Raw genomic sequence first — 26,855 nt, 5'->3', positions numbered from 1 at the left:
CTGCTCGATGAGCGTGGCGTGGATCGGGATGAGCGCCTGGCGCAGCCCGAGCATCACGAGCGGGAGGAAGAGCCCGCCGAGCACGAACCCGGCGAGGAGGCCGGAGTGCTGCGCGCGCGCGGTCGACGTCGCGCTCACCACGAGCGCGCGCGAGCTGCCGTACCGCGTCGGTGCGTTCTCGAGCCGGATCGCGCAGCTCGCCGTCGGGGACATGCTGTTCGTGCTCGTCGCGCAGCGGCACTACGACGCGACCACCGCCGCGCTGCGGCGCACGTACGACGTCGTCCAGCCCCAGAAGCTGCACCCCAGACGGGCCGAGCCGGCCGACCGAGGCGAGTCGGCGTCGTCGCCCGCGGTCGATGCGCCCGACGCGCCGTAGCCGGGGCGCGGGGCCCTGCGTACTGTGCAGGAATGGCGCGGGCGAGCGAGGCAGAGCTGCTGGACGTGCGCGGGCGGCAGGTGCGGATCTCCTCACCCGACAAGGTGGTGTTCGACGAGGTCCCGGGCGGCCCGGTGACGAAGCTCGAGGTCGCGCAGTACGTGGTCGCCGTCGGCGACGGGATCCTCGCCGCGCTGCAGGACCGTCCGACGGCGCTCGAGCGCTGGCCCGACGGGTACCGCCGCGGGATGGTGCTCACCACCCGGACCGGGGTGCAGGGCGACGGCTTCTACTCCAAGCGGGTGCCCAAGGGCGCCCCGGAGTGGGTGGAGTCGGTCCGCATCGCCTTCCCGAGCGGACGCTTCGCCGACGAGGTCTGCCCGACCGAGCTCGCCGTCGTGGTCTGGGCGATCCAGCAGAACACGGTGACGTTCCACCCGTGGCCGGTGCGCCGCGGGGACGTGGACTCCCCCGACCAGCTCCGGATCGACCTCGACCCCCAGCCCGGCACCGACTACGCCGACGCGGCCGCGCTCGCGCCGCTCGTGCGTGAGGTCGCCGAGGAGGCAGGGCTGACGCTGCACCCCAAGACCTCGGGCGGGCGTGGGCTGCACCTGTTCGCGCCGATCCGCCCCGAGTGGGACTTCGTGCGGGCGCGGCGCGCGACGATCGCGCTCGCGCGGGAGATCGAGCGCCGGGCGCCGGACCGCGTGACCACGAAGTGGTGGAAGGAGGAGCGCGGCGAGCGCGTGTTCATCGACTACAACCAGATGGCGCGCGACCGCACCATCGCGTCCGCCTACTCGATGCGGGCCAACCCGCGCGCCACGGTGTCCGCGCCGCTGCGCTGGGAGGAGGTCCCCGAGGTCACACCGGACGACTTCACGGTCCGCACCATGCCGGCGCGGTTCGCGCAGGTCGGCGACCTGTTCGCCGGAGCGAACGGGACGCCGGAGAACCCCGGCGCCGGGCTCGAGACGCTCCTGGAGTGGGCCGCGCGCGACGAGCGCGACCACGGGCTCGGCGAGGCGCCCTACCCGCCCGAGTACCCGAAGATGCCGGGCGAGCCGAAGCGGGTGCAGCCGAGCCGCGCGCGCCACGACGCCGACGACGCCGACGACGGCGCCGCTGCCGCCGACCCACCGGCCTGACGCCCTGCATGTCCGACGCACTACTTGCCCGGCGCCCTGCCGACCTCAAGCGCCGCCCGGACCGGCCGCACCGCCCTCAGGGACGCGGGTCCGGGAGCACCCCGAGGCCGAGGCGGCGAGGTTCAGCCGTCGGGAGGATGGCCGCGCGCAGGTCGGGCGCGCAGAATCGAGACACGAACCACGACCGCATGGCGCCACCAGCGCCGGAAGGAGCCACCATGTCCGAGCACTACGGGACCGACGGTCAGCCGCAGGACGGCCAGCCCTTCGGCGAGCAGCCCACCCCGCCGCCCTTCGAGCCGAAGACCGAGCAGCCCTTCACCGAGCAGCCGGCCGAGCAGCCCACGGACGAGTCGACCGACAAGGCCGGCCCCACCCGCACCGAGCAGTTCACGGTCTCCGGCGAGAAGCTCCTCGGGAAGGTCAAGGAGCTCATCGCGGAGGGCAACGTCCGCCGGATCATCCTCACCACCACGTCCGGGAACACCCTCCTGGAGATCCCGCTCAACGCCGGCCTCGCGGTCACGGCCGTCGCCGCCGTCTTCGCCCCGGTCCTCGTGGCCGTCGGCGCCGTCGCGGCCCTCGTCACCTCGGTCTCGGTGACCGTCGTGCGGGAGGCGCCCTCCGCCGTCGCGCACGACACGGTCGAGGACACCCCCGCGGCCTGATCCGCCCGACCCACGCCCGACGGCGCGTCGCACGTCCCTCGTGCGGCGCGCCGTCGGGCGTCGTGCGTCCGGGCGCGGGGTCGCGGTCGCACTCCTGCTCACGATGCGAGACACCGCCGCGACCACAACGACCACAACTCGCCCCGATCGGAGCCGCGCAGGTCGGATCGTCCACGACGCCGAGGCGCCCGTGGGGCTCGTTCAGGCGCGCTCGATGAGACGCGAGAGCACGATCGTGGACTCCGTCCGCTCGATCGCGGCCGACCCACGGATGCGCTCCAGGGTGTCCTCGAGGTGCTGCACGTCGCGCGCCCGGACCCGCACCACGGCGTCCGCCGTGCCCGCGACCGTGCTCGCCGAGACGATCTCCGGGATCGGCTCCCACGCGTCCCGGAGCGCGCTCGGCGCGATCCGGCCCTGGCAGTAGACGTGCACGAGCGCCTCGATCCCCCAGCCCATCGCGCCGGGATCGACCACCGCGGCGAAGCCGACGACGACGCCGTCGTCGAGCAGCCGGTCGACCCGCCGCTTCACCGCGGGCGCGGAGAGCCCGACGGCGGCGCCCACCTCCGCGTACGTCGCACGGCCGTGACGGCTCAGCACCCCGACGATGGCGCGGTCGATGTCGTCCACGGCGGCCAGCGTAGGGGCAGCGTACGTGCGCCGCGGACGGCCGCCGAGCACCCGTGACCTTGGTCCTAGCGCGCGGTGGGGCCGGTGCTAGCGTCCCGACTGCACCTACCCCTGACCGGCAGCGCAGCCACGGAGTCCACCATGACCACCACCAGCGAACGCCTTCCCGAGTACTCCGACGAGGAGGAGCGGAGCGTCGTCCGCAACTCCCTCGGCCACCCCGTGGGGGTGACCGAGCACCGACGATGGACGCCGGTGCGGATCGCCGTCTGGATCGCGATCTCCCTCGTCGGCGCGCTCGGCTGGACGATGCTCGCGATCGTCCGCGGCGAGCGGGTCAACACCGTCTGGTTCGTCGTCGCCGCCGTGGCGACGTACGCGATCGCCTACCGGTTCTACGCGCTGTACATCCAGCGCCGGATCATGCGCCCCGACGACCGGCGCGCCACCCCGGCCGAGCGCGTCAACAACGGCCGCGACTTCGACCCGACCGACCGCCGCGTCCTCTACGGGCACCACTTCGCCGCGATCGCCGGCGCCGGCCCGCTGGTCGGGCCCATCCTCGCCGCCCAGATGGGCTACCTGCCCGGCACGCTGTGGATCATCTTCGGCGTCGTCGTGGCCGGCGGCGTCCAGGACATGCTCGTGCTCTTCTACTCGATGCGTCGCGGCGGCCGCTCGCTCGGCCAGATGGCCCGTGACGAGATGGGCCGGTTCGGCGGGACCGTCGCGATCGTCGTCGTGTTCGTGATGCTCATGATCGTGCTCGCGGTGCTCGCGCTGGTCTGCGTGAACGCGCTCGCCGAGAGCCCGTGGGGCGTGTTCTCGGTCGGCATGACGATCCCGATCGCCCTGCTCATGGGCCTCTACCTGCGCTTCGTCCGCCCGGGCAAGGTCATGGAGATCTCGATCATCGGGTTCGTCGCGCTCATCGCGGCGATCGTCGGCGGCCGGTACGTGGCCGAGTCCTCGTGGGGGGAGTTCCTCCACCTCACGCCCACCACGCTCGTCGTGTGCATGGTGATCTACGGGTTCTTCGCCGCGGTCCTGCCGGTCTGGCTGCTGCTCACGCCGCGCGACTACCTCTCGACCTTCATGAAGGTCGGCACGATCGTGATCCTCGCGATCGGCATCCTCGTCGCCCGGCCGATCGCCCAGATGCCCGACTTCACCGAGTTCGCCTTCAACACCGCGGGCCCGGTCTTCGCCGGTGCGCTCTTCCCGTTCCTGTTCATCACCATCGCGTGCGGCGCGCTGTCCGGCATGCACGCGATGGTCTCCTCGGGCACCACGCCGAAGATGGTGCAGAAGGAGTCCCAGGTCCGGATGATCGGGTACGGCGGCATGCTCATGGAGTCGTTCGTGGCGATCATGGCGCTCGCCGCCGCGGTCTCGCTCAACCAGGGCGTGTACTTCTCGATGAACATGTCCGCCGCCTCGATCCAGTCCACCGCCGGTGAGTCCTACTCCGCCGACGCGAGCCCGGAGGAGAACGCGGCCGCCGCGCTGCCCAACCTCGAGGTGAACCGCGACGGCGAGGAGGTCGAGGCGGTCTGGGAGACCGAGCGCGACGGCGAGACCGTCACCTTCACCGGCGCCGAGGCGCTCGAGGCGGTCGCCGAGGACGTCGGCGAACCCTCGATCGTGTCCCGCACGGGCGGCGCACCGACGCTCGCCGTCGGGATGGCGAACATCCTGCACCAGGTTTTCGGCGGCACCGGGATGATGTCGTTCTGGTACCACTTCGCGATCATGTTCGAGGCGCTGTTCATCCTCTCCGCCGTCGACGCCGTGACCCGCGTCGCCCGGTTCCAGCTGGGTGACGCGATCGGCAACCTCGTGCCGAAGTTCCGCGACCCCTCCTGGCGCGTCGGCGGCTGGCTGACGACCGCCGTGGTCGTCGCGTCGTGGGGCTCGCTCCTGCTCATGGGCGTCACTGATCCCAACGGCGGCATCCGGATGCTCTTCCCGCTGTTCGGGATCGCGAACCAGCTCATCGCCGCCTGCGCCCTCACGATCGTCACGGTGATGGTGGTGAAGAAGGGCTATCTCAAGTGGGTGTGGATACCGCTGGTCCCGCTCGTCTGGGACACGGCGACGACCTTCACCGCCTCGTTCCAGAAGATCTTCTCGAGCGACGTCGCGCTCGGGTACTGGGCGCTGCACCACGCGACGAAGGAGAAGATCGCCGCCGGCGGGCTCGATGCGACCGCGCTCGCGAACGCGAACGCCACGGTCCGCAACACCGCGATCCAGGGCACGCTGTCGATCCTGTTCATCGTGCTCGTAGCCTCGCTCATGGTCACCGCGATCATGGTCGTGGTGAAGGCGGTGCGCACGGGCCGGACCGGCGAGGAGTTCTCCAGCGAGGACGAGCCCGTGGAGTCCAACTTCTACGCGCCCGAGACGCTGCTCGTCGCCACGCCGCTGGAGAAGAAGGTCGAGGCCGAGTACGCGATCGTCGGCGACCCGAAGCTCCTCGCGGGCGGGCACCACTGAACCGGCGCGCCGACGCCGCCTGACCGTCCGATGACCTCCTCATGACCCAGCGCAGCGAGCCCCGACCCTGGACCGCGACCGCGACCGCGGCCGCAGCCGCGGCCGTCGCGGCCGCCGTTCGGGGCGGGCGCTCGCTGCGCTGGTGGTTCCGCGGGGTCCTCGGCGCGTCGGCCTACGAGCGCTACGTCGCCCGGCACCGGGTCGAGCACCCCGATCACGATCCCCTGCCCGAGCGCGAGTGGTGGCGCTCCCGCCAGGACGAGGCGACGCCCAAGGGCTGCTGCTGAGGGTCGTCTGCCTGGTCGGAGGACGGCCGGGGCCGGCCCGTGTCGCGCGGGGCGGCCCACGGCCCGGGGTGACCACCCTCACCCCCGCGCAACGAATCGCGCTCCCAGTCGAGCACCGCGGCGATCCGTTGCGTCAACACGCAACGGGCGGTGATTGAGGACGCCTGGCCCGGGTGTCACCGTAGAGGCAGCAACGGCGCGCACCGGCGACGCGTCGCCGCGTGCGGTCCGCACCGTCGAGCAGCAGCCATCGCGGCGACAAGGAGCCCCACCATGACCCTCGCGACCACGCAGACCAGCCCGCTCCCGGGCACCGGTTCGGACACGAGCACGACGGCGAGCACCGACTTCGCCGACCGGGTCGCCACCACGCGGCGCTACCTCATGTGCCGCCCGACCTACTTCGACGTGGTCTACGAGATCAACCCGTGGATGCACACCGACGTCCCCGTCGACCACGACCTCGTGATGCGCCAGTGGGAGAACCTGCGCGCCACATACCTCGAGCTCGGGCACGAGGTCGAGGTCATCGAGGGCGCCCCCGGCCTGCCCGACATGGTCTACGCCGCCAACGGCGCCACGGTGGTCGACGGTCGCGCGCTCGGGGTGAGCTTCCACTTCGAGCAGCGCCGCCCGGAGGCCGCCCTCTTCTCCGCGTGGCTGCGCGACCACGGCTTCCCTGTCACCGACGCCGTCGCGATCAACGAGGGCGAGGGCGACTTCCTCGTCGCCGGCCTGCGGATCCTCGCGGCGAGCGGGTTCCGTTCGGACACCGCCTCGCACCTCGAGCTCGCGGCGTTCTCGGGCCTGGAGGTCGTCGATCTCGAGCTCGTCGACCCGCGCTACTACCACGTGGACACCGCACTCACCGTGCTCGACGCCGACCACGTCGCCTACCTCCCCTCGGCGTTCTCGCCCGAGAGCCGGGCGCGCCTCGCGGAGCTGTACCCCGACGCCATCCACGTCAGCGCCGAGGACGCGGCCGTGTTCGGACTCAACGCCGTGTCGGACGGGCGGCACGTCGTCGTCCCCGCGCAGGCCACCGGGTTCATCGCCCAGCTGCGCGCCGCGGGCTACGTGCCGGTGCCCGTCGACCTGTCCGAGCTGCTCAAGGGCGGCGGCAGCATCAAGTGCTGCACGCTCGAGCTGCGTCCCGCCACGCCCGCGGCCTGAGCCGGGCTGGGCGAGGGAGGTCCGGCGATGAGCCCGACGGCCACGGCCTCGACGACCACGACGGCGACGGCGAGCGCCGGCGAGCACATCGCCGCGATCGAGGAGCACGCCGCGCACAACTACCACCCGCTCGACGTCGTGCTCACCCGCGGTGAGGGCGTCTGGGTCACGGACGTCGAGGGCCGGCGCTACCTCGACTGCCTCGCGGCCTACTCCGCGGTGAACCTGGGCCACTCGCACCCGCGGCTGCTCGCCGTCGCGCACGAGCAGCTGGACCGGATCACGCTCACGAGCCGCGCGTTCCACCACGACCGGATGGCCGCGTTCGTCACGGACCTCGCCGCGCTCGCGGGCAAGGACATGGTCGTGCCGATGAACACCGGGGCCGAGGCCGTCGAGACGGCGATCAAGATCGCCCGCAAGCACGCGCACGACGTGCGCGGCATCGCCTCGCCCGAGATCGTCGTCGCCTCCGGCAACTTCCACGGCCGCACGACGACGATCGTCAGCTTCTCCGACGACGAGACCGCCCGCGCGGGGTTCGGCCCCTTCACCCCGGGCTTCGTCACGGTCCCGTTCGGCGATGCGGACGCGCTGGCTGCCGCGCTCACGCCGTCGACCGCCGCCGTGCTGCTCGAGCCGATCCAGGGCGAGGCCGGCGTCGTGGTCCCGCCGCCCGACTACCTGCCGCGCGTGCGCGCGCTCACCGCCGAGCGCGGCGTGCTGCTCGTGGCGGACGAGATCCAGTCCGGCCTCGCGCGCACCGGCTACACGTTCGCGATCGAGCACGACGGCGTCGTGCCCGACCTCTACACGCTCGGCAAGGCGCTCGGCGGGGGGATCGTGCCGGTGTCTGCCGTCGTGGGTGACGCCGACGTGCTGGGGGTCCTCACCCCCGGGACGCACGGCTCGACGTTCGGCGGCAACCCGCTCGCCGCTGCCGTGGCGACCGAGGTCGTCGCGATCCTGGCGACGGGCGAGCTCCAGGATCGCTCCCGCGTCCTCGGCGCGCACCTGCACGCGGGCCTGGGGGCGCTGGTGGGCGACGGCGTCACGGCGGTCCGCGGGCGTGGCCTGTGGGCCGGCGTCGACATCGACCCGGCCGTCGGGACCGCACGCGACGTCGCGCTGCGGCTCGCCGCGCATGGTGTGCTCGCGAAGGACACCCACACACGCACTCTGCGGCTCGCGCCGCCGCTCGTCGTCGCGCGGGACGAGATCGACTGGCTGCTCGCGCAGCTGCGCGCGGCGCTCTGACGGCTGTCCACGGTTCGCCGACCCCTGCGCGCGACGCGCCAGGACGGCGCGGTCCGACTCCGGCTGCCCTCCGGCTGCTCTCCGCATGCCCTCCGGCTGCCCTCCACCAGTCCGGCCTCGCACTCGCACCGACCGGCCGCAGGACGGGGGTTGGCGCATGCCGCCTCGCGTGCTAGGTTCGCCTGTTCCGCTGCGGCCGGTTCCCTCTCCGAGGGCCGGTTATCGTGGGGCCATCGCCGAACGGCGGTGCGGCGCGGACCACCCGGGTGCGTGCCTTCACGACGACCAGCGAGGTGCACGATGACCGACCAGGTGTACGTAGACCCGGATGCGATCCCGAAGACCGCGACCGCCGTCGACCAGGCCCAGGCGGACCTGAACACAGAGCTCACCAACCTCACCACCCGGCTGCAGGAGCTGCAGTGGGACGGCTCGTCCGGTGACGCTGTCCGCCGGCTCATGTCCCAGTGGTTCCAGGGCGCCAACAAGATCACCCAGGCGCTCACGGACTTCGAGACGAACCTGACGGGGTCGAACACCACGTACATCGGTGAGGACGACGCCCAGGCCGCGATCATGAACAACATCGCCGGCCGGCTGGCCTGAGAGGACTTGAGATGAACCAGCAGCGCATCGCGATGGGGTTCGGCTCCGTCGCCCAGGCCGCGTCCGACATGGCCGCCACGGCGAGCCGCATCCAGCAGCGGCTCGAGGACCTCACCACCGAGGTCACCCGCTACCGCACCGGGTGGGGCGGCTCCGCCTCGGAGGCGTTCGACGCGGCGCAGAGGCAGTGGAACGCGGCGTTCGTCGAGATGAACGGCGTCCTCTCCTCCACGGGCACCGCCGTGGACCAGGGCGGCCAGGACTTCCAGGCCGCCGAGGCCCGCAACCGGGCCCGCTTCGAGTGAGTCACCCGTCACGGCAGCTCGCGCCGTGACTCCCACCGCCTCGGCGGTGACCCGGCGCCGCCACGAGCGGCGTCACCCCGACACCTCCCCCGGGGTCGCGCCGGCGCGCGACCCCGGGCGGTGCGGCCCAGGGCGCCCTGCACGCGCCCGAGCTTCTCCCAGAACCACCTGACCACGCGCATAAGGGGCACCCGTGAGCGACTTCACCAGCGACCCGGACGTCGTGCTGGCACGACTGACCCTGCTGGAAAACCTCGCCGACCAGCTGGACACGAGCTGGAGCACGCTGATCGACGTGCGCGACCAGCAGAACGGCGCCTGGTCCTCCTTCCCGCCCGCGATGACGTACGCGGCCCAGCTCGTCGGCTCGACGGAGAACCTCATGCAGCGGCTCTCCGCCGCGCGGGAGCAGGTCCGTGGCCTGGGCGAGGCGCTGCGCGCGAGCGTCGACAGCCTCGACCACGTGGACGAGGACGTCGCGACCCGGATGGACGCACTCACCGCCCGCCTCTCCGCCGAGCCCGAGCAGGTGCCGCTGCTCTCGGAGACGATGCGCACCATCACCGCGAGCCTCGCGTCGATCACCAGTTTCGGCACGAGCAGCACGCTGCCCGCGCCCTGACGTGCCGGTCCGCCGGCTCGCCGTCGCGGCGATCCGCCACCGCACGTTCGCGCCGCGTCGCGGCGACACCGCACCACCGATCACACCTGACAGCTCCTGACGGACCCGCCAGACCCGAGAAGTCCCGTCTCAGCAACGCACGGAGGACAGCGCCATGGGGAACAACGTCGACCAGCTTCGCGGGGTCGCGGAGGCCGCCGACGACGGCTCCTCCCGCCGCGGCGGGAGCGGCCTCGACCTGTCGATCGCGTCGACCGGCGTGAACGGCGTCTCCACCGACATCGCGAAGACGGCGGACGACCTCGGCATCACGGGAGCCACTGCCGACGCCGCGAGCGGGGCGTTCGCCGAGCTGAGCGCGGAGCTCAGCGCTGTCGCGACCGCGCTCTCCCAGGTCCGCACGAGCCTGTCCACGGCCGACGGCGCGCTGCGCCGGGCGCGCGACTCCTACCAGGAGCTCCCCTCGCCCCAGCTGCCCTCGGGCCTGCGCAACGCGCTTCAGGCCGAGACGATCGTCGTGCCGGAGCAGGGCACGCTGACCGGCGGCCAGGCGGTCGCGTACTACACCGCGCAGCGTCAGGCGATGCGTGAGGAGCAGTCCGGCGGCGTCCTGTCGACGCTCGCCGCCGAGCTCGACGTCGCCGCGGGCCAGCTGCCGCAGGAGACCACCCCGGTCTTCCCGACCGACGGGTCAGCGCCCGGGTCGGACCCCACCGGCTCCTCGAGCACCGTCTCCTCGGGCCCTTCGCTCGGGTCCTCGGGGTCGGGCTACCTTTCCGCCGTCGGCGGCGGACCGAGCGCGGGCAGCTACGTCGGGATCGGCACCGGGTCCGGCGCGGGCAGCGGCGGCGGCACGGGCTCCGGTCCGGGTGCCGGCAACTACGTCTACCCCGGCGGCTCCACCGGCGGCTCGTCCGGCGGAGCCGCCGGCGGCTCGACCGGCGGGGCGGCGGGCGGCACCGCCGGCGGAACGGGATCGGCCGGCTCGTGGGTCACCCCTGACGGGTCGGTCTCCGGCACCGGCGCGGCCGGCGCCGGCTGGACCACCGGGGGCGCGCACGGGAACGGCAACGGCGCGGGTGCCGCCTTCGGGATCGGCGCGGGCGGCGGTGCCGGGGCGCTCGGCGGGACCGGCGCCGCGGCGCTCGGTGCCGGGGCGGCCGGAGCGGCGGCCCTCGTGGCGCGTCGCGGCGCGCTCGGCGGCCTGAGCGGGCTCGGCGGCGGCACGACCGGCCTGACGGGCGCGGGATACGCGGGCGGGCCGACCACCGGCACCGGGGCGGCCGGCAGCAGCCTCGGCGTCCGCGGCGGCGGCAGCGCCGGCGCGACCGCCTACGGCAGCGGATCGGGCGGGCTCAGCGGATCGGGCGGGCTCGGCGCGCGCGGCCTGAGCGCCTCGGGCCTGTCTGGCGCCTCGCCCGCCGGCCTCGGAGGCCCGGGCGCGACCCCGTCGACGAGCCTCACGGGTCAGGGCTACACGGGCAGCGGGACCGGTGCGGGCGGCTCGGCGGCGAGCGGTGCGGCGGGCACGCCCGGCGCCCCGGGCACGTCCGCGATGGCGCCGGGCATGCACGGCGGCCAGGCCGGGCGGGAGGGCCGCAAGGGCCGGCGTCGCGGCCTCGCCGGGCCTGCGGCTCCCGAGATCGACGGAACGGAGCAGGTCGACGGGCCGACGGCCACGGCCGGCGCCCAGGACCAGAGCATCCCGCTGGTGGAGACGGCCGAGGACGCCTGGTGAGGTCGCGGCGGAAGGCGGCGCTCGCCGTCGCGCTCGCGCTGGTCGCGGCGCCGCTCGCGGCGGCGCCCGCCGCGCTGGCCGCACCCGTCGACCCGAACGCCGGCGACGGCACCTGGTACGTCTCGTCGCTCGGCCTTGACACCGTGCAGGCGACGACGACGGGTGCGGGGGTCACCGTCGCGGTGATCGACACCGGCCTCAACCTCCTCCAGCCCGACTTCGCGGGCGCCGACGTGACGGCCCTCCCGACGCTGTTCTGCGACGTCACCGTGCCCGGCATGAGCGGCACGATGGGCGACGCCGACCTCGGCGGGGCGCTGCACGGCACGGGGGTGGCGCTGCTCGTCGTCGGCCCGGGCCAGCAGGGCGCCGGGGGCCAGCCCGGGATCCGCGGCGTCGCGCCCGGCGTGGCGCTGCGCGCGTACAAGATCACCGCGCAGCAGGGCGCGAGCTGCAGCGACCGCGAGAACCAGGCCCAGGCCGACGCCGTCGACGCGGCCGTGGCCGACGGCGCGCGCGTCATCACCCTGGCGTTCGGGATCGGGACCGACGGTACCGAGGCGCCGGCCGCCGTCGCCGACCACGTCGGGAGCGCGTTCTACGACGCGATCGTGCGCGCGCAGCAGGCGGGCGTGGTCGTGATCACCGGTGCCGCGAACGACGGCGGCGACGTCGCCGGGTTCCCGGCGGGCATGAACGGCACGGTGACCGTCGAGGCGCTCACCGCGTCGGGCACCGTGGACCAGCCGCAGTACACCGGTCCGGACCTCGGCGTCGTGGCGCCCGGGACCGACATCCGGATGCTGCAGGAGGAGACCTTCCCCGAGTACTGGTCGACGTACGGGCTGACCAGCGGGACGTCGCTGGCGATCCCGATGGTGGCCGGCGCCGTCGCGCTGTCGATGTCGGCGTGGCCCGAGGCGACGTCGAACCAGGTGCTGCAGGCGCTCGCCGCGACCTCCCGTCCGCTCGACGGGTCGCCCGCCGGCACGCGCACCGCGACCTCGGGCTTCGGGTCGATCGACCTCGCGGCGCTCGTCGCCACCGACCCGACGGGCCTGCCGGACACCAACCCGTTCGTGCGCGCCGACGGCCTGCCCTCACCGGCGGAGCTCGAGCCGGTCGCGACCGCCGAGCCGACGACCGCGACCACGCCCGCCGAGCCCACGGCCGAGGAGAGCGGTGAGGGCACCACCGCTGCGCCGGAGCCGTCCGAGTCCGCGACGGCCGAGCCGGAGGACGGCGGTACGAACGTCCCGCTGCTCGTCGGGGGCATCGTGGTGGGCGTGCTGCTCGTCGGTGGCGGCGTCGTCGTCGCGGTGCGTCGCAGCCGCGCCGCCTGACCGGTTTCCTCGTCCCGCCGACGAGTGCAGGCGGTCAGCGGCGCAGCGCGCGCGGCGCGGCCGGCCCGCGTCGTCGGCCCACCAGCACGACGGCCGCCCACGCGACCGCGGCCGCGAGCGACCACCACAGCACCGCCTGGCGCGCGGGCAGCCACGTGTCCGGCGGCACCGTCACGTGCAGCGGCGGCTCGTCGTCGGCCGCGGGTTCCGGCCGGGCCACGGCGGGTGAGTCGACGCCGCGCGCCGTCCCGTCGTCCACCAGGGTGAGGGCCGCGAGCGGCTGGACCAGCCCCCACCCCACGTCGTCGCTGCGGGCGTCGGGGTCCTGGCGGGCCGCGGTCGCGGTGAGCCGGAACACCCAGCCCTCCGGCCCCTCGTCCGGGTAGGCCTGGGCCAGCAGCGCCGCCGCGCCGGCGACCTGCGCCGTCGCCCAGCTCGTCGCGTTGCCGTCGGCGCCCAGCACGCAGTCCGCGCCGTTGGGCAGCCCGCCGAGCACGAGCGCGCCGGGGCCCGCGATCGCGACGTGCGGCCCGGTGTGCGCGGCCACCGGCACGAGCCCGTCGGCCATCGCGGCGACGGCGAGCACGCCCGGGTACGCCCCGGGGTAGCGCGGCTGCGTCGGGTCGTCGTCGTCGGCCAGGTTGCCCGCGCTCGCGACGACGAGCACGCCCGCCGCCGAGGCCTGGGCGACGGCGTCGCGCAGGTCCGCGGCGTCCTCGGCCGTGGACGCGGCGACCACGGCGATGTCGGCGCCGAGCGCGACGGCGGCGCGCAGCCCGGCCGCGAGCGACTGCGGGGTCGGCGCGGTGCCGTCGCGCTGCGCCGCGTCGTCGTCGGCGTACCAGGCCCGCACCGGCAGGATCTGCGCGCCGGGGGCCACCCCGACCAGGCCCGACCCCTCGAGCGGGCGCGCCGCGACCATCGTGGCCACGACCGTGCCGTGCCCGGTGAGGTCGGTCTGCCCGGTCGCGTCCGCGCCCTCGCCGCCGACGACGTCCGTGCCGATCGCGAGCGCACCCCGCAGGTGTGCGACGGGTGCGACGCCCGAGTCGATCACCGCGACCCGGACGCCCGCGCCGGTCGCGATGCGGTGCGCGGCGTCGAGCGCGAGTGCGTCCGGCGCCCAGCCGCGCTCGGGGATGAGCACGCCCGCCGGGCACTCCTCGTCCTGGTTCGCGGTGGCGGCGACGGCGGAGCCCACCGGGGCCCAGGAGTGCGTCGAGTGCGTCAAGTGCGTCGAGTGCGGCGTCCAGACGGGCGCCCACGCGGGCACGGCGACGAGTCCGACGGCGAGCAGGCCGCCGGCGGCAGCGCGCCCCGCGGCAGCGCGCCCCGCGGCAGCGCGCCCCGCGGCAGCGCGCCCCGCGGCAGCGCGCCCCGCAGCACCCCGCCTCGAAGCACCCCTGCGTCCGCGACGAACGACGCCCGAGACGCGCTCGCCGTCGTACCTCACGGCTGCTCCGTGGGCGTGGCGGCCGCGCCTCCCGCCGCGAGCGGCGTGCCGGCGGCGTCGACCGAGAGCGTCGGCCCGGTGGGGAACAGGTCGCCCCACGCGTACGGCACCCGGACCGGGTCGGCGCCCTCGCCGAGCAGGCGCTCGAGCGTGTCGGTGAGGTCGACCGAGCTCGCCACGACCGGGAAGGAGATGCCGTTCTCGTCGATGAACCGCACCGGTCCGCTCGCGGAGTCGGCCGTCGCCACGAACAGCGCGAGCGCACCGCGCGCGGGGGCGACGGCGATCCCCCCGGTCGCGACCGGCTCACCCGCGACGAGGTCGCTGCCGAAGGTCTCGGTGTCCAGGCGCGCGCAGGGCGCGGCGCCCGACTCGAGCGGATCGGCGATCACGACCGGCCAGGTCGCGTCCACCGGACCGTCGGCCACGGCCACCTCCTGCACCCCCGCCACGCGCGCCGGCTCGACGCTCTCCCGGCTGAGCAGGCCACCGGGTCCGGCGGAGTAGAGCGCGTCGGCGAACGGGTCGAGGCGTGCGAGCGCGCCGTCGGGCAGCACCACGAAGGCCTGGCCGCTCACCTCGATGACGGACCCGACCACGACGCCGGGCACGTCGGCCAGGTCGCCCGGCGGCGTGGTGCCGGCGTCGGCCACCGTGAACGGCGTCGCGGCGCCACCCTCGGGGAACAGCTCGAGCCAGCGGGCATCCACCGTCACGGCGTCCTGCGGGGTGTAGCCCAGGGCGCGCAGCACACCGTCGGTCGTCGCGGTACCCGGCACCGCGTAGCGCCGGCCGTCCTGGACCAGGAACAGCGACCGCTCCTCGCCCGCCACGACGGCGACGAGGGCACTCGGGCTGTTCGGGCCGCCCTGCTCGGGCGCGGGCGAGTCGACGACCGACGTCGCCGTCGTGCCGTCCTGCGCGACGCACGCGAGCCAGCCGCCGGTCACGAGGTCCGCCACCTCGGGCAGGGAGTCCGGCGCGCCGGCGATGCCGACGACCGGGCGGCGGTGCACGTCGGCGACGTCGTCGGCCGGGACCGTGAGGATCTCCGCGCCCGCGGGGGCGAGCAGCCGGGCGCTGGCCATGTTGGGCACCGGGACGAGCTCGCCGTCGGCGCTCACGTACCGCGCCGCGTTGTCCCGGACGAGGATGATCTTCCCGTTCTCCCACCCGGACTCCAGGCCCTGGTCGAACAGCCCGGCCACGAACGACCCGCCCACCACGAGCGCTGCGAGCACCACGCCTGTGACCAGGCCGCGCACCGGCGTCGTCGGCTCGAGCTCGCGCCCACCGGGTGCGCCGGAGGTGAACGCGGTGAGCAGGCGGCGCCGAGCGAACGACTGCGCCTCGAGCAGCTCCTTCTTCGACGCCATCAGGCGACCTCGCCGCTCACCCGAGACCGCCCGCGGCCACGACGGCGAGCGGCGGCACCGCCGCGAGCAGCAGCAGGCGCAGCGCGTCGCCCACCCGCTCGAGGCGGAGCCGGCGCGACTGCCCGAGGAACGCGGCCACCACGACGGCGAACGCGGCCACGAGCAGGGCCACCGACAGCGCGGCGCGCCAGGTGGGCTGCAGCAGCGCGGCGGTCACGGTCGCAACGAGCAGGCCGATCGCCGACGAGATCAGCGCGGCGGCGACGTCGGTGCGCGCCACGCTCTGCCGCACGCCGAGCGCGAGCGCGACCCAGACGGCGACGGCGAGCAGACCGCCGGCCGGCCCGGTCGCCACCACCGCCGGCGTGAGCAGGACGAGCGTCGCGCCGATCCCCGTGCGCAGCGCGACGACCAGCCAGTGCCCCGCGAGCGCCTGCGCGCGCACCGCCTCGGGGTCCACGGGAGGCGGGTCGGCGAGGATCTCGGCGTCCTCCCGTGGCGCGACGACGCGCAGCGGCGTCGCCGACAGCGCGAGCCACGGCACGGCGAGCGTCGCGACGGCGAGCAGCGCGAAGGTCACGACGGTCGCGGCCGGCGCCGACGACGGGTCCAGCAGCAGCGTCACGCCGCCGAGGAGCAGGGCGACGACGGCGGGCACTCCGGGCGCGACGGCGGCCGTGCGCACGCGCGTGGTCGTCACCGCGAGGACCACGGCGGCACCGAGCCCGGCCGCCCCCGCGGCGGCGAGCGCGGTCGCCGAGCCCGAACCCTCGCCCAGCCGGGTCGGTCCGCCCGCGAGGAGGTACCCGGCGAGCGCCGCGAGCGCGCAGCCGAGCACGCCGAGCGAGCGGGCGGCGACCGGCGGTGCCGGTGAGCGGTCCAGCACCGCGGCCGCCACGAGCGCCAGCAGCGTCGCCGACCCGGCGACGGCGGCGCTCGCCGCCGCGTCGAGGTCGGCACCGACCAGGACGAGGGCCGCCGTGACGAGCAGGGCGCACGCGGCGGCGACGGCGGTGCGGGCCGAGTCGCGCACGGACCACGGCGGGGTCTCGCGCTCGACGGCCTCGGCCACCGCCTCGACGATGTCGTCGTAGCGCTGCTCGCCCTCCTCCGACTCGGTGTGCAGCGCGAGGACGGCGCCGTCCTGCACGCCCTGGACGGCGAGGGACGCGTCGGTGCGCAGCCGCTGGCCGTCCGCCGTGAGCAGGCGGACGTCGGCGTGCACGACGTCGAGCCCCAGCGCGCCGAGGCGGCGCACCAGGCCGGGCAGCAGCTCGGCGACCGGGATCGTGCCGGGCAGCGCGAGGTCCGCGCGGCGATCGCCGCGCGTGACCGTGGCCCGCACCACGACCGGTGCCTGGTCCAGGTCCTCCACGCTCACGCTGTCTCCTCCACGTCGATCCGGGCGTGCCCGATCTCCAGCACGCTGCCGCTGAGCACCGGGGTGCTGCCGCCGGACGGCACGCGCACCGCACCGCCGGACGGTCCGCGCACCACGCAGCCGTTGGTCGAGCCCAGGTCCTCCAGCACGAGGCCGGCGTCGGTCACGCGCAGCCGCGCGTGCGTGCGCGAGATCGCACGGGTGTCATCGGGCAGGACCACGACGACGTCGCTGCCCGCGGGGTCCGGGCGCCGGCCCAGGACCGCGGACGTGCGCACCACGAACGTGCCGTCGCCGTGCACGCGCAGGGTCGCGGAGCGCGGCGGTGCGGCGGTGGGCGAGAGGCGGCTCCCGGTCTGCGGCAGTGCCGGCGTCGGCGTCGGGGACGTCGTCCCGGGGGTCGTCGCGGGGGTCGTCGCGGGGCCGGAGGGCCGCTGCGCGTCGGGTCGGGGCGGCACGACCGTCCGCGAGCCAGGCGCCGTGGAGCTCGAGGGCTGCGGGTGCGCGATAGGTGGCTGCCCGGCGGGCGGCGCGGCCCGCTGCGCGTGCTCCGGTGGCACGGTGGCCGAGGACGGCGCGAGTCGCGCGGCCGGGTCGCCCGTCGGGCGCGGCGGCACGACGCCTCGCTGCTGCCGGAACACGGCGAGCGAGACGGACTCCTCGCCGGCGACCGCGGCCCCCGCCGTGCCGGGCACCATCGTGGCCGAACCGGGCCGCGGCGGCACGACCGTGCCGATCGGCCCGAGTCGGCCCGGTGCCACCGGGATGGCGGGTACGCCGTCCGCCCCGAGCGTGCCGGGCCCCCTCGACGCCCCAGCACCGGCGCCCGCGCCGACACCGGGTCGAGCGGGCATGCCCGGCACCCCCGGCGCAGCGCCCACCTGACCCCGCACGCGGCCCGTGCCCGCTCCGCCCGGCACGACGGCACCGCCGACGCCCGCCGCGCCGACGCCCGCGGCCCTCACCGAGGCACCCGCCGTCGGCGCGACGACGCGAGTACGCGCCACGACGTCGTGCCAGTACCGCCCGGACCGGTCGCGCACGAGGAGCAGCACGAGCGGCCCGAACGGCACGACGTGGGCCGCACCCAGCAGACCCGCGCGGGGCGCCTCGCGCCGCAGGCCGGGCGCGAAGGGCCGGTCGAGCTGCGCGGCACGCAGCCGCAGGATCGCCTTGCCCGCGGTGGCACCCGTCCGCGCCTCGACCAGCGCTCCCGCCGCGGCCACCTCGAGCACGAGCACGACGGCGAGCGGCACCGAGCGCCACACGAACCACGCGACCACCGCGGGCAGCGCCACGACGACGAGGTCGATGAGGTACGCACCGATCCGCCGCTCGGTGGTGGCGGCCGGCAGCGGGCGGGGCCCACCGGCTCCGTCGCCGGCCGGGGCGACGATCCCGCTGAGCCCGCTCGCGGGCAGCGTGTCGTCGCCGCGCAGCCACGCGGTCCGGGTGCTCGGGGTGTGAGTCACGAGGGAAGCTCCATGAGAAGACCGACGGTACCCACCGCGACGACGCCGAGCGCGGGCGAGAGCACCACGGCGAGCGACTCGACGGCGTCGGCGAGCCGCGAGGCGCGCAGCGAGCGCCAGTCGCGCGCACTCGCGGCGGCGACCCCGACGGCGATGGCGGCCGCGACGAGCGCGGCCACGGCGAGCGCGACCGGAGACACCCCGCAGACCAGCGCGACCGCGACGGCGACCGCGAGGACGAGCAGCGCTGCGGCCCGCGGCGCCCACCGCGTGACGGCGTCCCGGTCGCGGCGGGGCACGAGCGCGAGGGCGAGCGCGACGGCGAAGGTGAGCGTCGCCGTCGTGATCCGCTCGAGCGTGCCCGCGGGCAGGAGGACGGCGGCGACCGTCGCGAGCAGCGCTGCGGCGAGCGCGAGGACGACGACGGTGACGGCTCGGCGGTGCACGGCGTCGGAGACGACCGCGTCCACGGTCCGCGCCCGCACGCTCGCCGGCGCCGGGTCGATTCGCTCCCGCACCCCGAGCGCGGTGCGCTGGGCGGGCTCCGGGTCGAGCAGGACCGGGTCGGGGACGTCGAGGCTCACGGCCGGCGCGGCGCGCAGCGCGAGCGGCACGAACCCGAGGAGGAGCGCGGCCGGGTACGGGCGTTCGAGCAGCACGGCCACCACGCCGCCCAGCGCGCCGACGCCGCCGACGGCGAGCAGCACCCGGGCGAGCGCGTCGCCCCCGCCGCCCGCCCGGATGACGCGCAGCGCGCTCGCGACCGTGCCCGCGAGCAGTCCCACCGTGACGGGCAGCATGAGCCCGGCGCCGGTGTCGGGGCCGACGACCGAGGCGCCCGCGAGCGTCCCGGCGAGCCAGCACGCCGCGGCGACCGGGTCGGCGGCCGGGCCGCGCTGGACGGGGAGCAGCGCGATCGCGAGCGCCAGCGCGCCCGCGCCGCCCGCGAGCCACGGCCGTGGCCCGGCGGGCGCGGCGAGGTCCAGCAGCCGGGCGGCGACGGCGAGCACGAGCAGGCCGACGCCCGCCCAGGCGAGGGGGACGGTCGGGGCCGCGAGCACGCCCGACAGGCCAGACGCACCGGATGTGCCGGTCCGACGGCCGAACGGGCCGACTCCGGCGCCGGCGCGGGCTCCTCGTCCACCCGGCCGGGCGCCGCCCGGTCGGCCCCCCGGACGCCGACCCGGGCGGCCTCTCGGTGCGCCGGCGGCGGGCTCGTCGGGGGCGGTCACGAGGGTGTCGCCGCTGCGCACGACCGAGCCCAGCCGTGCGTCCCGCGCGAGCGGGTCACCCGTCACGGTCCGCAGGGGCGTGGCGCTGCGCGCGTTCCCGGCGTCGAGCGCGTCGGAGAGCTGACCGACCCGGACGTCGGGCCGCACGACCACGTCCCGACGCCCGCGCGGGGACAGGACGGTCAGCGCGATGAGGTCGGCCTCCATCTGCTCGTCCACCCCCCGCCGGTGTGCCGCTGCGCGGTCTGGAGCCGATGTCCAGCCCTCGATGAGTCTAGGGTCGTCGGGAACGCGCACGAGGGCGGAGGGCCATGGACGAGGAGTCGACGCGCATCCCGGCGCCGACCGTCCCCGAGGGGACGATCACGCTGGAGCCGCCGCCGGAGATCGTCCGGGCGGACTCGGGCAGCTCGGTCCTCATGACGGCGATGCCGGTCGTGGGATCGGTCGGCTCGATCGCGCTCATCGTCTTTGCGCAGCAGCCGATCTCACCGCTGCGGATCATGCTCGGCGCGGGCATCCTCATCGCCTCGCTCGGGTTCGTCGCGGTCAACCTCGTGCGCCAGCGCTCCCAGCACCGCTCGGCCGTCTACGCCTCGCGCCGGGAGTACCTGTCCTACCTCGCCGACCTGCGCACCAGCGTGCGCAACGCGGCGAGCCGGCAGCGCCGCAACGCGCAGTGGCGGCTGCCGGACCCGACCGCGCTCGCCCTGCTCGCGGAGGACGGCTCCCGCGTCTGGGAGCGTGCGGCCGCCGACCCGGACTTCCTGCACGCGCGCATCGGCACCGGCGACGCGCCGCTGGCCGTGACGCTCGAGCCGCCCGAGACAGCGCCGCTCGCCCAGCTGGACCCCGTCGCGGCGTCCGCGGCGCACCGCTTCCTGCTCACCCACGAGGTGCAGCACGACGTCCCCACCCTCGTCGACCTGCAGCAGCTCACGCACCTCGAGGTCGCCGGCGACGGCGCGCGCTCACGCGCGCTGCTGCGCGCCATGCTGGTCCACCTCGCGACCTTCAGCGGACCCGGCTCGCTGCGGCTCGCCGTCGTGACCGACGGCGAGCACGCCGCGGACTGGGAGTGGGTGAAGTGGCTGCCCCACGCGTGGTCGCCGGACGAGCTCGACGGCGGCGGCCCCGTCCGCCTCGTCGGCACCGACGCGCGCGAGGTGCTCGACCTGCTGCCGACGGCGGGCCGACGGCCGTTCTCCCCGGTCGCCGACCAGGTGCTCCCGCACGTCCTGCTCGTGCTCGACGGCGTACCCCTGCCCCCCGACCACGGCCTCGTCACGGGCGTCCAGGGGGCGACCGTCGTCTCGATCCCTCGCACGTGGACGGCCGACATCGGGCCGCACCAGGCCCGACTGCTGCTGCGCGGCGCGGGCGAGGAGTGGCAGGCCGAGCTCCTGCACGGCGGCTACTCGGCCGCGCTCGTGCGTCCCGACGCGATGTCGGTGGCCGACGCGGAGGCGGCCGCACGCCGACTGACCCGGCGCGGCCTGCCCAGCGCGGAGGACGAGCGCGGGTCGGGCGAGGCCCGCAGCGGCGAGCTCACGGACCTCCTCGGCCTCCCGGACGTGCGCGAGCTCGACGTCGCGACGTCGTGGGCGCCCCGCACCGCGCGTGACCGGCTGCGCGTGCCGTTCGGCGTCACGAGCAACGGCGCCCCCGCCGTGCTGGACCTCAAGGAGTCCGCCGAGGGCGGCATGGGTCCGCACGGGCTCATCATCGGGGCGACCGGCTCGGGCAAGTCGGAGGTGCTGCGCACCCTCGTGCTCGCGCTGACGATGACGCACTCCTCGGAGGACCTCAACCTCGTCCTCATCGACTTCAAGGGTGGTGCGACGTTCGCCGGCATGTCCGACCTGCCGCACGTCTCGGCCGTGATCACCAACCTCAGCGAGGAGCTCTCGCTCGTGGACCGCATGCAGGAGGCGATCCAGGGCGAGCTGACCCGCCGGCAGGAGCTCCTGCGCGCCACGGGCCCGTTCACGAACGTCGCCGAGTACGAGCGGGCCCGGCTCGCGGGGCGCACCGACCTCGCGCCGCTGCCCACGCTGCTCATCGTGTGCGACGAGTTCACCGAGATGCTCGCCGCGAAGCCCGAGTTCGCGGACCTCTTCGCCGCGATCGGCCGGGTGGGTCGCTCGCTGCGCATCCACCTGCTGCTGTCCTCGCAGCGGCTCGACGAGGGCCGCCTGCGCGGCCTCGAGTCGCACCTGTCCTACCGGATCGGCCTGCGCACGTTCTCCGCGAGCGAGTCCCGTCAGGTCCTCGGCGTCCCGGACGCGCACACCCTGCCGCCCGTCCCCGGCGTCGGCTACCTGCGGCCGGACCCCGCGACCCTCATCCGCTTCCGAGCCGCCTACGTCTCAGCACCGCCGCCCTCCCGCGGCCTCGCGCAGGGCCCGGCCCGCGCCGTCGCCTCCGCGGACCTCGCACCGTTCACCGCGGCTCCCGTGCCGCTGCCGCCCGGGGCGTCCTCGCGCCGGGACGCCGGCTCCGCGAGCGGCGACGGCCAGAGCGCGGAGGGACAGCAGCCCGCGGCGGACGAGCCCGCCACGTTCGACATCGCGGTGCAGCGGATGGCCGGGCGCGGTCCCGCGGCCCACCAGGTGTGGCTCCCGCCGCTGGCCGAGCCGGCGACGCTCGACGACCTCGCGCCGGACCTCGCCGTCGAGCCGGGTCTCGGGCTCTACTCCCCCGGGTGGCGCGCCTCGGGCCTGCTGCCGCTCGGCATCACGGACCTGCCGCTCGAGCAGCGCCGCGAGGTCTTCACGATCTCGCTCGACGGCGCGGGCGGGAACCTCGCGGTGGTCGGCGGACCCCGCAGCGGCAAGAGCACGGCGCTGCGCACCGTGGTCGGCGCGATCGCGCTGACCAGGACGCCGGTCGAGGCCCAGATCTTCGTGCTCGACCTCGGGGGCGGCACGTTCACGTCGATGCGGGACCTCGCGCACGTCGCGGGGGTCGCGGTGCGCGGCGAGGAGGACGTCCTGCGTCGCACGGTCGCCGAGGTGACGACGATCCTCGACGCGCGCGAGCGGCTGTTCGCCACCGCCGGCATCGACTCGGTCGAGACCTACCGCCGGCGGCGCACGCCGGGCCGCACCGGCCCGGGTGCGGTCGACGACGGGTACGGCGACGTCTACCTCGTGGTGGACGGCTGGAGCACGCTGCGCACCGAGTACGACGACCTCACCACGCAGATCCAGGCGATCGCGGGCCGCGGGCTCACCTACGGCGTGCACGTGCTCGTCTCGGGCACGCGGTGGATGGACTTCCGCGCCGCGATCAAGGATCTGCTCGGGACCCGCATCGAGCTGCGCCTCGGGGAGACCACGGACTCGGTGCACCGGCGCCGCGTCGCCGACACGGTGCCCACCGGGCGCCCCGGCCACGGCCTCACGCCCGCCGGCCGGCCCATGCTGCTCGCCCTGCCGCGGCTCGACGGCGACTCCCGGCCCGACACGTTGTCCACCGGCGTGGAGGACCTCGTCGAGAGCGTGACCGCCGCGTGGGACGGCCCGACGCCGCCCAAGCTGCGGCTGCTGCCCGAGCGGGTCACGCTCACGCGGGTGCGGGAGATGGCCGGGGTCGCGGATGCGGCTGGCGCCGGCGCCGATGCCGGGGGCGCGGGCACGGGAGCGGCGACGGCCGCTGCGGACGCGGGCTCGCCGTCGGGCCTCCTGCTTGGTGTCGACGAGGCGACGCTTCGGCCGGTCACGCTCGACCTCGACGAGGCGCCGTTCGCGTACCTGTTCGGCGAGTCGGACTCCGGCAAGTCGACGTTCCTGCGCGCCATGGCGCGCGAGGCGCAGCGCACGGTGACGCCGAAGCAGGGGCAGATCTTCGTGGTCGACTACCGGCGCGCGCTGCTGGGCGAGGTGCCGCCCGAGTACCTCGCGGGGTACTTCACGACGGCGGAGCAGACCACCGAGCAGATCGCCGGCCTCGCGCAGTTCCTGCGCACCCGCCTGCCCGGTCCGGACATCACGCCGGCGCAGCTGCGGGACCGGTCGTGGTGGACGGGGGCGCTCGTCACGCTGCTCGTCGACGACTACGACCTCGTGGCGACGAGCACCGGCAACCCGCTGACCCCGCTCGTGCCGCTCCTGCCGCACGCGCGCGACATCGGCCTGCGCATCCTCGTGACCCGGCGTTCGGGCGGCGCCGCGCGGGCGCAGTTCGAGCCGCTGCTGCAGACGATGCGCGACCTCGGCGCCACGGGCATCTTGCTCTCGGGCGACCCCGGCGAGGGACCGCTGATCGGGACCGTGCGGGCGCGGCGGGCGATCCCGGGTCGGGCGCAGCTCGTGACACGCGACGCTGGGGTGCGCGTGGTGCAGCTGGCGGACGCGCCGCCGTCGGACCTGTAGGCGCTCGGGTCGCGCGGCTTTCCCCCGCTGAGCGGTCCGTCCTACCCCACAGCTCCGACCCAGTGATTCCTCCCGCCCCACGACGCGAACCCCGCGGTTACTCCCGCCCCACGACGCGAACCCCGCGATTCCTCCCGCCCCACGACGCGAACCCAGCGATCTGTAGCGACTCCAGGCGCCCAACCGGCACGAAACGCTGGCACCACCAGAGACGGCGCCACAGATCGCTGGCACCACCACGCGTGTGCGGTGGCCATGGCGACGGCGGTGGCCACGTGGCACGCGCCAGGAGCAGCAGTGGCGCGCCTGACGTGGACACGGCGCGCCCCGCGGCCACGTGGAGCGCGCCTGCGGCGCTCGCAGCCGCCTCAGACGAGTGACGTCACCCGCGACGGCGGAGCGAGCGGATCGAGACCTGCGCGCGCAGCCGCTGCCACCGGCTCAGCTGGCCGAGCAGTCCCGTGCGGACCTCGCCCGCGGCGCGCCAGGCCTCGGCGCCCTGCTCGGGCGTCGGCTCGGAGGGCCCGAACTGCGCGGCGTCGGCGCGGGCGGCGACGACGTCGAGCGCATGGGCCGTCGCCGCGGCGCGCGCGGCCGGACCGTCGGCGGGCGGACGCGGGACAGTCCAGGGGTCCGCGGGTGCGGCCCACGGATCCGCTGGTGCGGCCCACGGATCCGCTGGTGCCGCCCAGGGATCCGCGGGTGCCGCGCCCGGTCCCCACGCGGTGCCGACCCCCGGATCGCTGCCAGCACCCGCAGCGGTCCCAGCACCCGCAGCGGTCCCGGCACCCGCAGCGGTCCCGGCACCCGCAGCGGTCCCGGCACCCACGGCACCGGCCGCACCGGCCCTGGCCCCACGACGCACAGAGGCCCCACGACCCGCCCCCGCCTCGACCCACGCCTCCTCCTGCGCGGCAGCAGTGGCGAGCGCGAACGCGCCGAGGTCGGCGGCGGCCTCGCGGCGCGTCGCGGTGGGAGGGGGCGCGCGCCGCACGTCGGTCGCGAGCGCCACCACCTCAGCCCAGGCTCCGGCCGCCCGGCGGCGCGGGTCGGGATCGCTGCGGCGGGCCCGGGCGCGGGCCGCCTTGGCCGCCACGACCACGAGGAACGGCACCGCGAGCAGCAGCAGACCGCCTGCGGTCGCGCCGGCGACCGCCCACACCCAGCCCGCGCCCGCGTCCTCGGGCTCGGGGTCGGGCCGGTCCTGCGGACGCACGTCGTTCGGCTCCGCCGTCGGCGCCTGCGTGGGCGGCGGCTGCGTGGGCCGCGGCTGCGTCACGAGCGGCTGGTTCTCCGGGTCGGTGACCACCTCGGAGGTGTCGGGGGTGCGCGACTTGTCCGGGGTCGGGTAGAAGGGCACCCAGCCCACGCCGTCGAACGCGATCTCGACCCACGCGTCCACGTCCCTGCCGTGCACCGGGTAGGACCCGTCCGGCCCGGCCTCGCCGTCGACGGGCACGTCGAACCCCATGACGACCCGCGCGGGCAGGCCCAGCTCGCGCGCCATGAGCGCCATGGCAGACGCGTACTGCTCGCCGTTGCCGACCATGAGGTCGGACTCCAGGAGCGTGGTCATGCGGTCCGCGCCGTGCCCGGCGGGCGTGCCCTCGGTCAGGCCGTCGGAGTAGTAGCTCGAGCCCGCGAGGCGCTGCTCGAGCGCGCGGGCCATCACGATCGGCGTGTCCGCGGCGCCGACCCACTCGCGCGCCACGAGCCCGACCACCTCGGGCACGCCGGTCACCGGCCCGAGGTCCACGTCCGCCACGCCGACGTCGGCGAGCGCGGCGTCCTCGACCGCCGGCTCGACGGCGGCCTCGATCCGGTAGGTGTCACCCTCGCTGAGGCCGTCGACCAGCACGGCGCTCGTCGTGGCGTCGTTGTAGCGCAGCGCGTCGCGCAGCTCCGGCGTCGCGTCGAAGCTCCGCATCGAACCCACGGTGGGCAGCCACACACCGGTCAGCCCGCGCACGGTGACGTCCAGCGCGACCGGGTCGCCGACCACCGCGCGCTCGCCGGCCACGCGCCGGAAGTCGCCCGAGGACTGCCCGCCGGTGCCGCTGCTCACCGACGTCGTCCACACCACCCCGTCGTAGGAGTCCATCACCGCGGTACGCAGCCGCGTCCCGGCCACGTCGGCGGCGGTGTCGCCGGAGATCTCGAGCTCGACGTCGTCGTCGGCCTTCACGAACTTGCGGAACGTCGCGAGCGGGCTCTCGTAGGTGGCGGGGTCGAACGGCGGGACCACCTGGTCGCGCACCACGAGCCGGTCCAGCGGCGCGAGCGCCCACGGCGTCGCGAGGCCCGCGACGATCGGGATCACCAGCAGCACCGCGAGGGACACCGGCCGCTGCATCCGAGCGCCGCGCAGCAGCCCGGCCGCGACGATCCCGACGGCGCCGATCGCCACCCCGAGCACCGCCGGCAGCACGGCCCGCGCGTCCCCGAGCACGAGCGCGGCCGGGAGCACGACGGGCGGGACGAGCCCTGCCGCGGGCGCCCACGCGCGTCCCCGCAGGCCCAGCACGACGACGAGCGCGGTGCCCGCGAAGCTCAGCAGCCACGGCGCGACGAGCACGCCCGGTACCTCCCCGATCGGCGGGGTCAGCGTCAGCGCGTCCTTCCAGGACGTCACGATCCCGCCGAGCAGCGCCATCAGCGAGGCGCCCAGCGAGCCGCCGGCTCGCCAGGGAGGCGCGACGGCGATCATCCCCCCGCCGAGGTAGCCCACCACGAGCGCGGCGAGGGTGAGCGCCGCGCCCCACCGGCGCCATGTGGTCAGCAGAGCGAACGCCGCCCCGAGCACGGCGCCGATGCCGCCCACCCGGACGAGGACCGGTGGGTCGACGACGGGCAGCAGCGGCAGCAGCGCGGCCGGCACGGCGAGCACGAGCAGCGCCACGGCGA

Annotated in this window: 21 protein-coding genes; 13 read left to right on the top strand and 8 right to left on the bottom strand. The window is 75.8% G+C overall.

Going from position 1 to position 26,855, the window contains the following annotated elements:
* On the bottom strand, positions 1-213 hold a 213-nt coding region (locus FH969_RS04185), incomplete at its 3' end, for a hypothetical protein (protein WP_218975259.1).
* Between FH969_RS04185 and FH969_RS15140 the strand changes: the two genes are divergently transcribed.
* The 3 genes from FH969_RS15140 to FH969_RS04175 all read left to right on the top strand — a co-directional run bounded on the left by FH969_RS15140 (position 212) and on the right by FH969_RS04175 (position 2,198).
* Positions 212-379 carry a hypothetical protein gene (locus FH969_RS15140; protein WP_180359665.1) on the top strand — a complete coding sequence of 56 codons (168 nt, stop codon included), beginning with the start codon at positions 212-214 and terminating at the stop codon, positions 377-379. The genes FH969_RS04185 and FH969_RS15140 overlap by 2 nt on opposite strands.
* Before the next feature lie 32 nt (positions 380-411).
* Positions 412-1,530 carry a DNA polymerase domain-containing protein gene (locus FH969_RS04180; protein ID WP_139986249.1) on the top strand — a complete coding sequence of 373 codons (1,119 nt, stop codon included), beginning with the start codon at positions 412-414 and terminating at the stop codon, positions 1,528-1,530.
* Between the two features lie 218 nt (positions 1,531-1,748).
* On the top strand, positions 1,749-2,198 hold the full coding sequence (locus FH969_RS04175; protein ID WP_139986248.1) for a DUF4342 domain-containing protein: 450 nt from the start codon (positions 1,749-1,751) through the stop codon (positions 2,196-2,198).
* A gap of 201 nt (positions 2,199-2,399) precedes the next feature.
* Here FH969_RS04175 and FH969_RS04170 read toward each other — a convergent pair whose 3' ends face one another.
* Positions 2,400-2,831: an AsnC family transcriptional regulator gene (locus FH969_RS04170; RefSeq protein WP_199916552.1), complete on the bottom strand. Its 432-nt coding sequence runs from the start codon at positions 2,829-2,831 to the stop codon at positions 2,400-2,402.
* A 141-nt stretch (positions 2,832-2,972) separates the two neighbouring features.
* Here FH969_RS04170 and FH969_RS04165 point away from each other — a divergent pair, with 141 nt between their 5' ends.
* From FH969_RS04165 to FH969_RS04130, 9 genes are all read left to right on the top strand, one after another.
* Positions 2,973-5,330: a carbon starvation CstA family protein gene (locus FH969_RS04165; RefSeq protein WP_139986247.1), complete on the top strand. Its 2,358-nt coding sequence runs from the start codon at positions 2,973-2,975 to the stop codon at positions 5,328-5,330.
* A gap of 41 nt (positions 5,331-5,371) precedes the next feature.
* Positions 5,372-5,617, top strand: coding sequence for a CstA-like transporter-associated (seleno)protein (locus FH969_RS04160; RefSeq protein WP_139986246.1), 246 nt, complete (start codon positions 5,372-5,374; stop codon positions 5,615-5,617).
* A 273-nt stretch (positions 5,618-5,890) separates the two neighbouring features.
* On the top strand, positions 5,891-6,790 hold the full coding sequence (gene ddaH / locus FH969_RS04155) for a dimethylargininase (RefSeq protein WP_139986245.1): 900 nt from the start codon (positions 5,891-5,893) through the stop codon (positions 6,788-6,790).
* 27 nt (positions 6,791-6,817) lie between these two features.
* Positions 6,818-8,047: an ornithine--oxo-acid transaminase gene (rocD, locus tag FH969_RS04150; RefSeq protein ID WP_108718415.1), complete on the top strand. Its 1,230-nt coding sequence runs from the start codon at positions 6,818-6,820 to the stop codon at positions 8,045-8,047.
* Positions 8,048-8,347: 300 nt separating this feature from the next.
* Positions 8,348-8,653: a WXG100 family type VII secretion target gene (locus FH969_RS04145; RefSeq protein ID WP_108718416.1), complete on the top strand. Its 306-nt coding sequence runs from the start codon at positions 8,348-8,350 to the stop codon at positions 8,651-8,653.
* An 11-nt stretch (positions 8,654-8,664) separates the two neighbouring features.
* Positions 8,665-8,958, top strand: a complete 294-nt coding sequence (locus FH969_RS04140; protein WP_108718417.1) for a WXG100 family type VII secretion target — start codon at positions 8,665-8,667, stop codon at positions 8,956-8,958.
* A 193-nt stretch (positions 8,959-9,151) separates the two neighbouring features.
* Positions 9,152-9,580, top strand: a complete 429-nt coding sequence (locus FH969_RS04135; protein ID WP_139986244.1) for a hypothetical protein — start codon at positions 9,152-9,154, stop codon at positions 9,578-9,580.
* 154 nt (positions 9,581-9,734) lie between these two features.
* Positions 9,735-11,318: a hypothetical protein gene (locus tag FH969_RS15135; protein ID WP_180359664.1), complete on the top strand. Its 1,584-nt coding sequence runs from the start codon at positions 9,735-9,737 to the stop codon at positions 11,316-11,318.
* A complete protein-coding gene (locus tag FH969_RS04130; protein WP_180359663.1) occupies positions 11,315-12,661 on the top strand; it encodes a S8 family peptidase in 1,347 nt (448 codons plus the stop codon). Before FH969_RS15135 ends, FH969_RS04130 begins: the two co-directional genes overlap by 4 nt.
* 34 nt (positions 12,662-12,695) lie before the next feature.
* On the opposite strand, the gene FH969_RS04125 is transcribed toward FH969_RS04130, so the two are convergent.
* From FH969_RS04125 to FH969_RS15130, 5 genes are all read right to left on the bottom strand, one after another.
* Positions 12,696-13,892, bottom strand: a complete 1,197-nt coding sequence (locus FH969_RS04125; RefSeq protein WP_180359662.1) for a S8 family serine peptidase — start codon at positions 13,890-13,892, stop codon at positions 12,696-12,698.
* A 218-nt stretch (positions 13,893-14,110) separates the two neighbouring features.
* Positions 14,111-15,490: a type VII secretion protein EccB gene (gene eccB, locus FH969_RS04120; RefSeq protein WP_108718422.1), complete on the bottom strand. Its 1,380-nt coding sequence runs from the start codon at positions 15,488-15,490 to the stop codon at positions 14,111-14,113.
* Positions 15,491-15,506: 16 nt separating this feature from the next.
* On the bottom strand, positions 15,507-16,871 hold the full coding sequence (eccD, locus tag FH969_RS04115) for a type VII secretion integral membrane protein EccD (protein WP_180359661.1): 1,365 nt from the start codon (positions 16,869-16,871) through the stop codon (positions 15,507-15,509).
* Positions 16,868-18,343: an FHA domain-containing protein gene (locus FH969_RS04110; protein ID WP_180359660.1), complete on the bottom strand. Its 1,476-nt coding sequence runs from the start codon at positions 18,341-18,343 to the stop codon at positions 16,868-16,870. The genes eccD and FH969_RS04110 overlap by 4 nt, the downstream gene beginning before the upstream one ends.
* Entirely contained in the window at positions 18,340-19,794 is a 1,455-nt protein-coding gene (locus tag FH969_RS15130; protein WP_180359659.1) for a hypothetical protein, read from the bottom strand. The genes FH969_RS04110 and FH969_RS15130 overlap by 4 nt, the downstream gene beginning before the upstream one ends.
* Before the next feature lie 92 nt (positions 19,795-19,886).
* Between FH969_RS15130 and eccCa the strand changes: the two genes are divergently transcribed.
* Positions 19,887-23,951, top strand: a complete 4,065-nt coding sequence (gene eccCa / locus FH969_RS04105; protein WP_139986239.1) for a type VII secretion protein EccCa — start codon at positions 19,887-19,889, stop codon at positions 23,949-23,951.
* Between the two features lie 382 nt (positions 23,952-24,333).
* Here eccCa and FH969_RS04100 read toward each other — a convergent pair whose 3' ends face one another.
* On the bottom strand, positions 24,334-26,850 hold the full coding sequence (locus FH969_RS04100; protein WP_139986238.1) for a transglutaminase-like domain-containing protein: 2,517 nt from the start codon (positions 26,848-26,850) through the stop codon (positions 24,334-24,336).
* Positions 26,851-26,855 lie beyond the last annotated feature (5 nt).

The organism is Miniimonas arenae (genome assembly GCF_006351005.1).
GTDB classification, from domain to species: Bacteria; Actinomycetota; Actinomycetes; order Actinomycetales; family Beutenbergiaceae; genus Miniimonas; species Miniimonas arenae.
The sequence above is the reverse complement of the archived record's forward strand: the minus strand, read 5'-3'. Positions and strand labels throughout refer to the sequence as shown.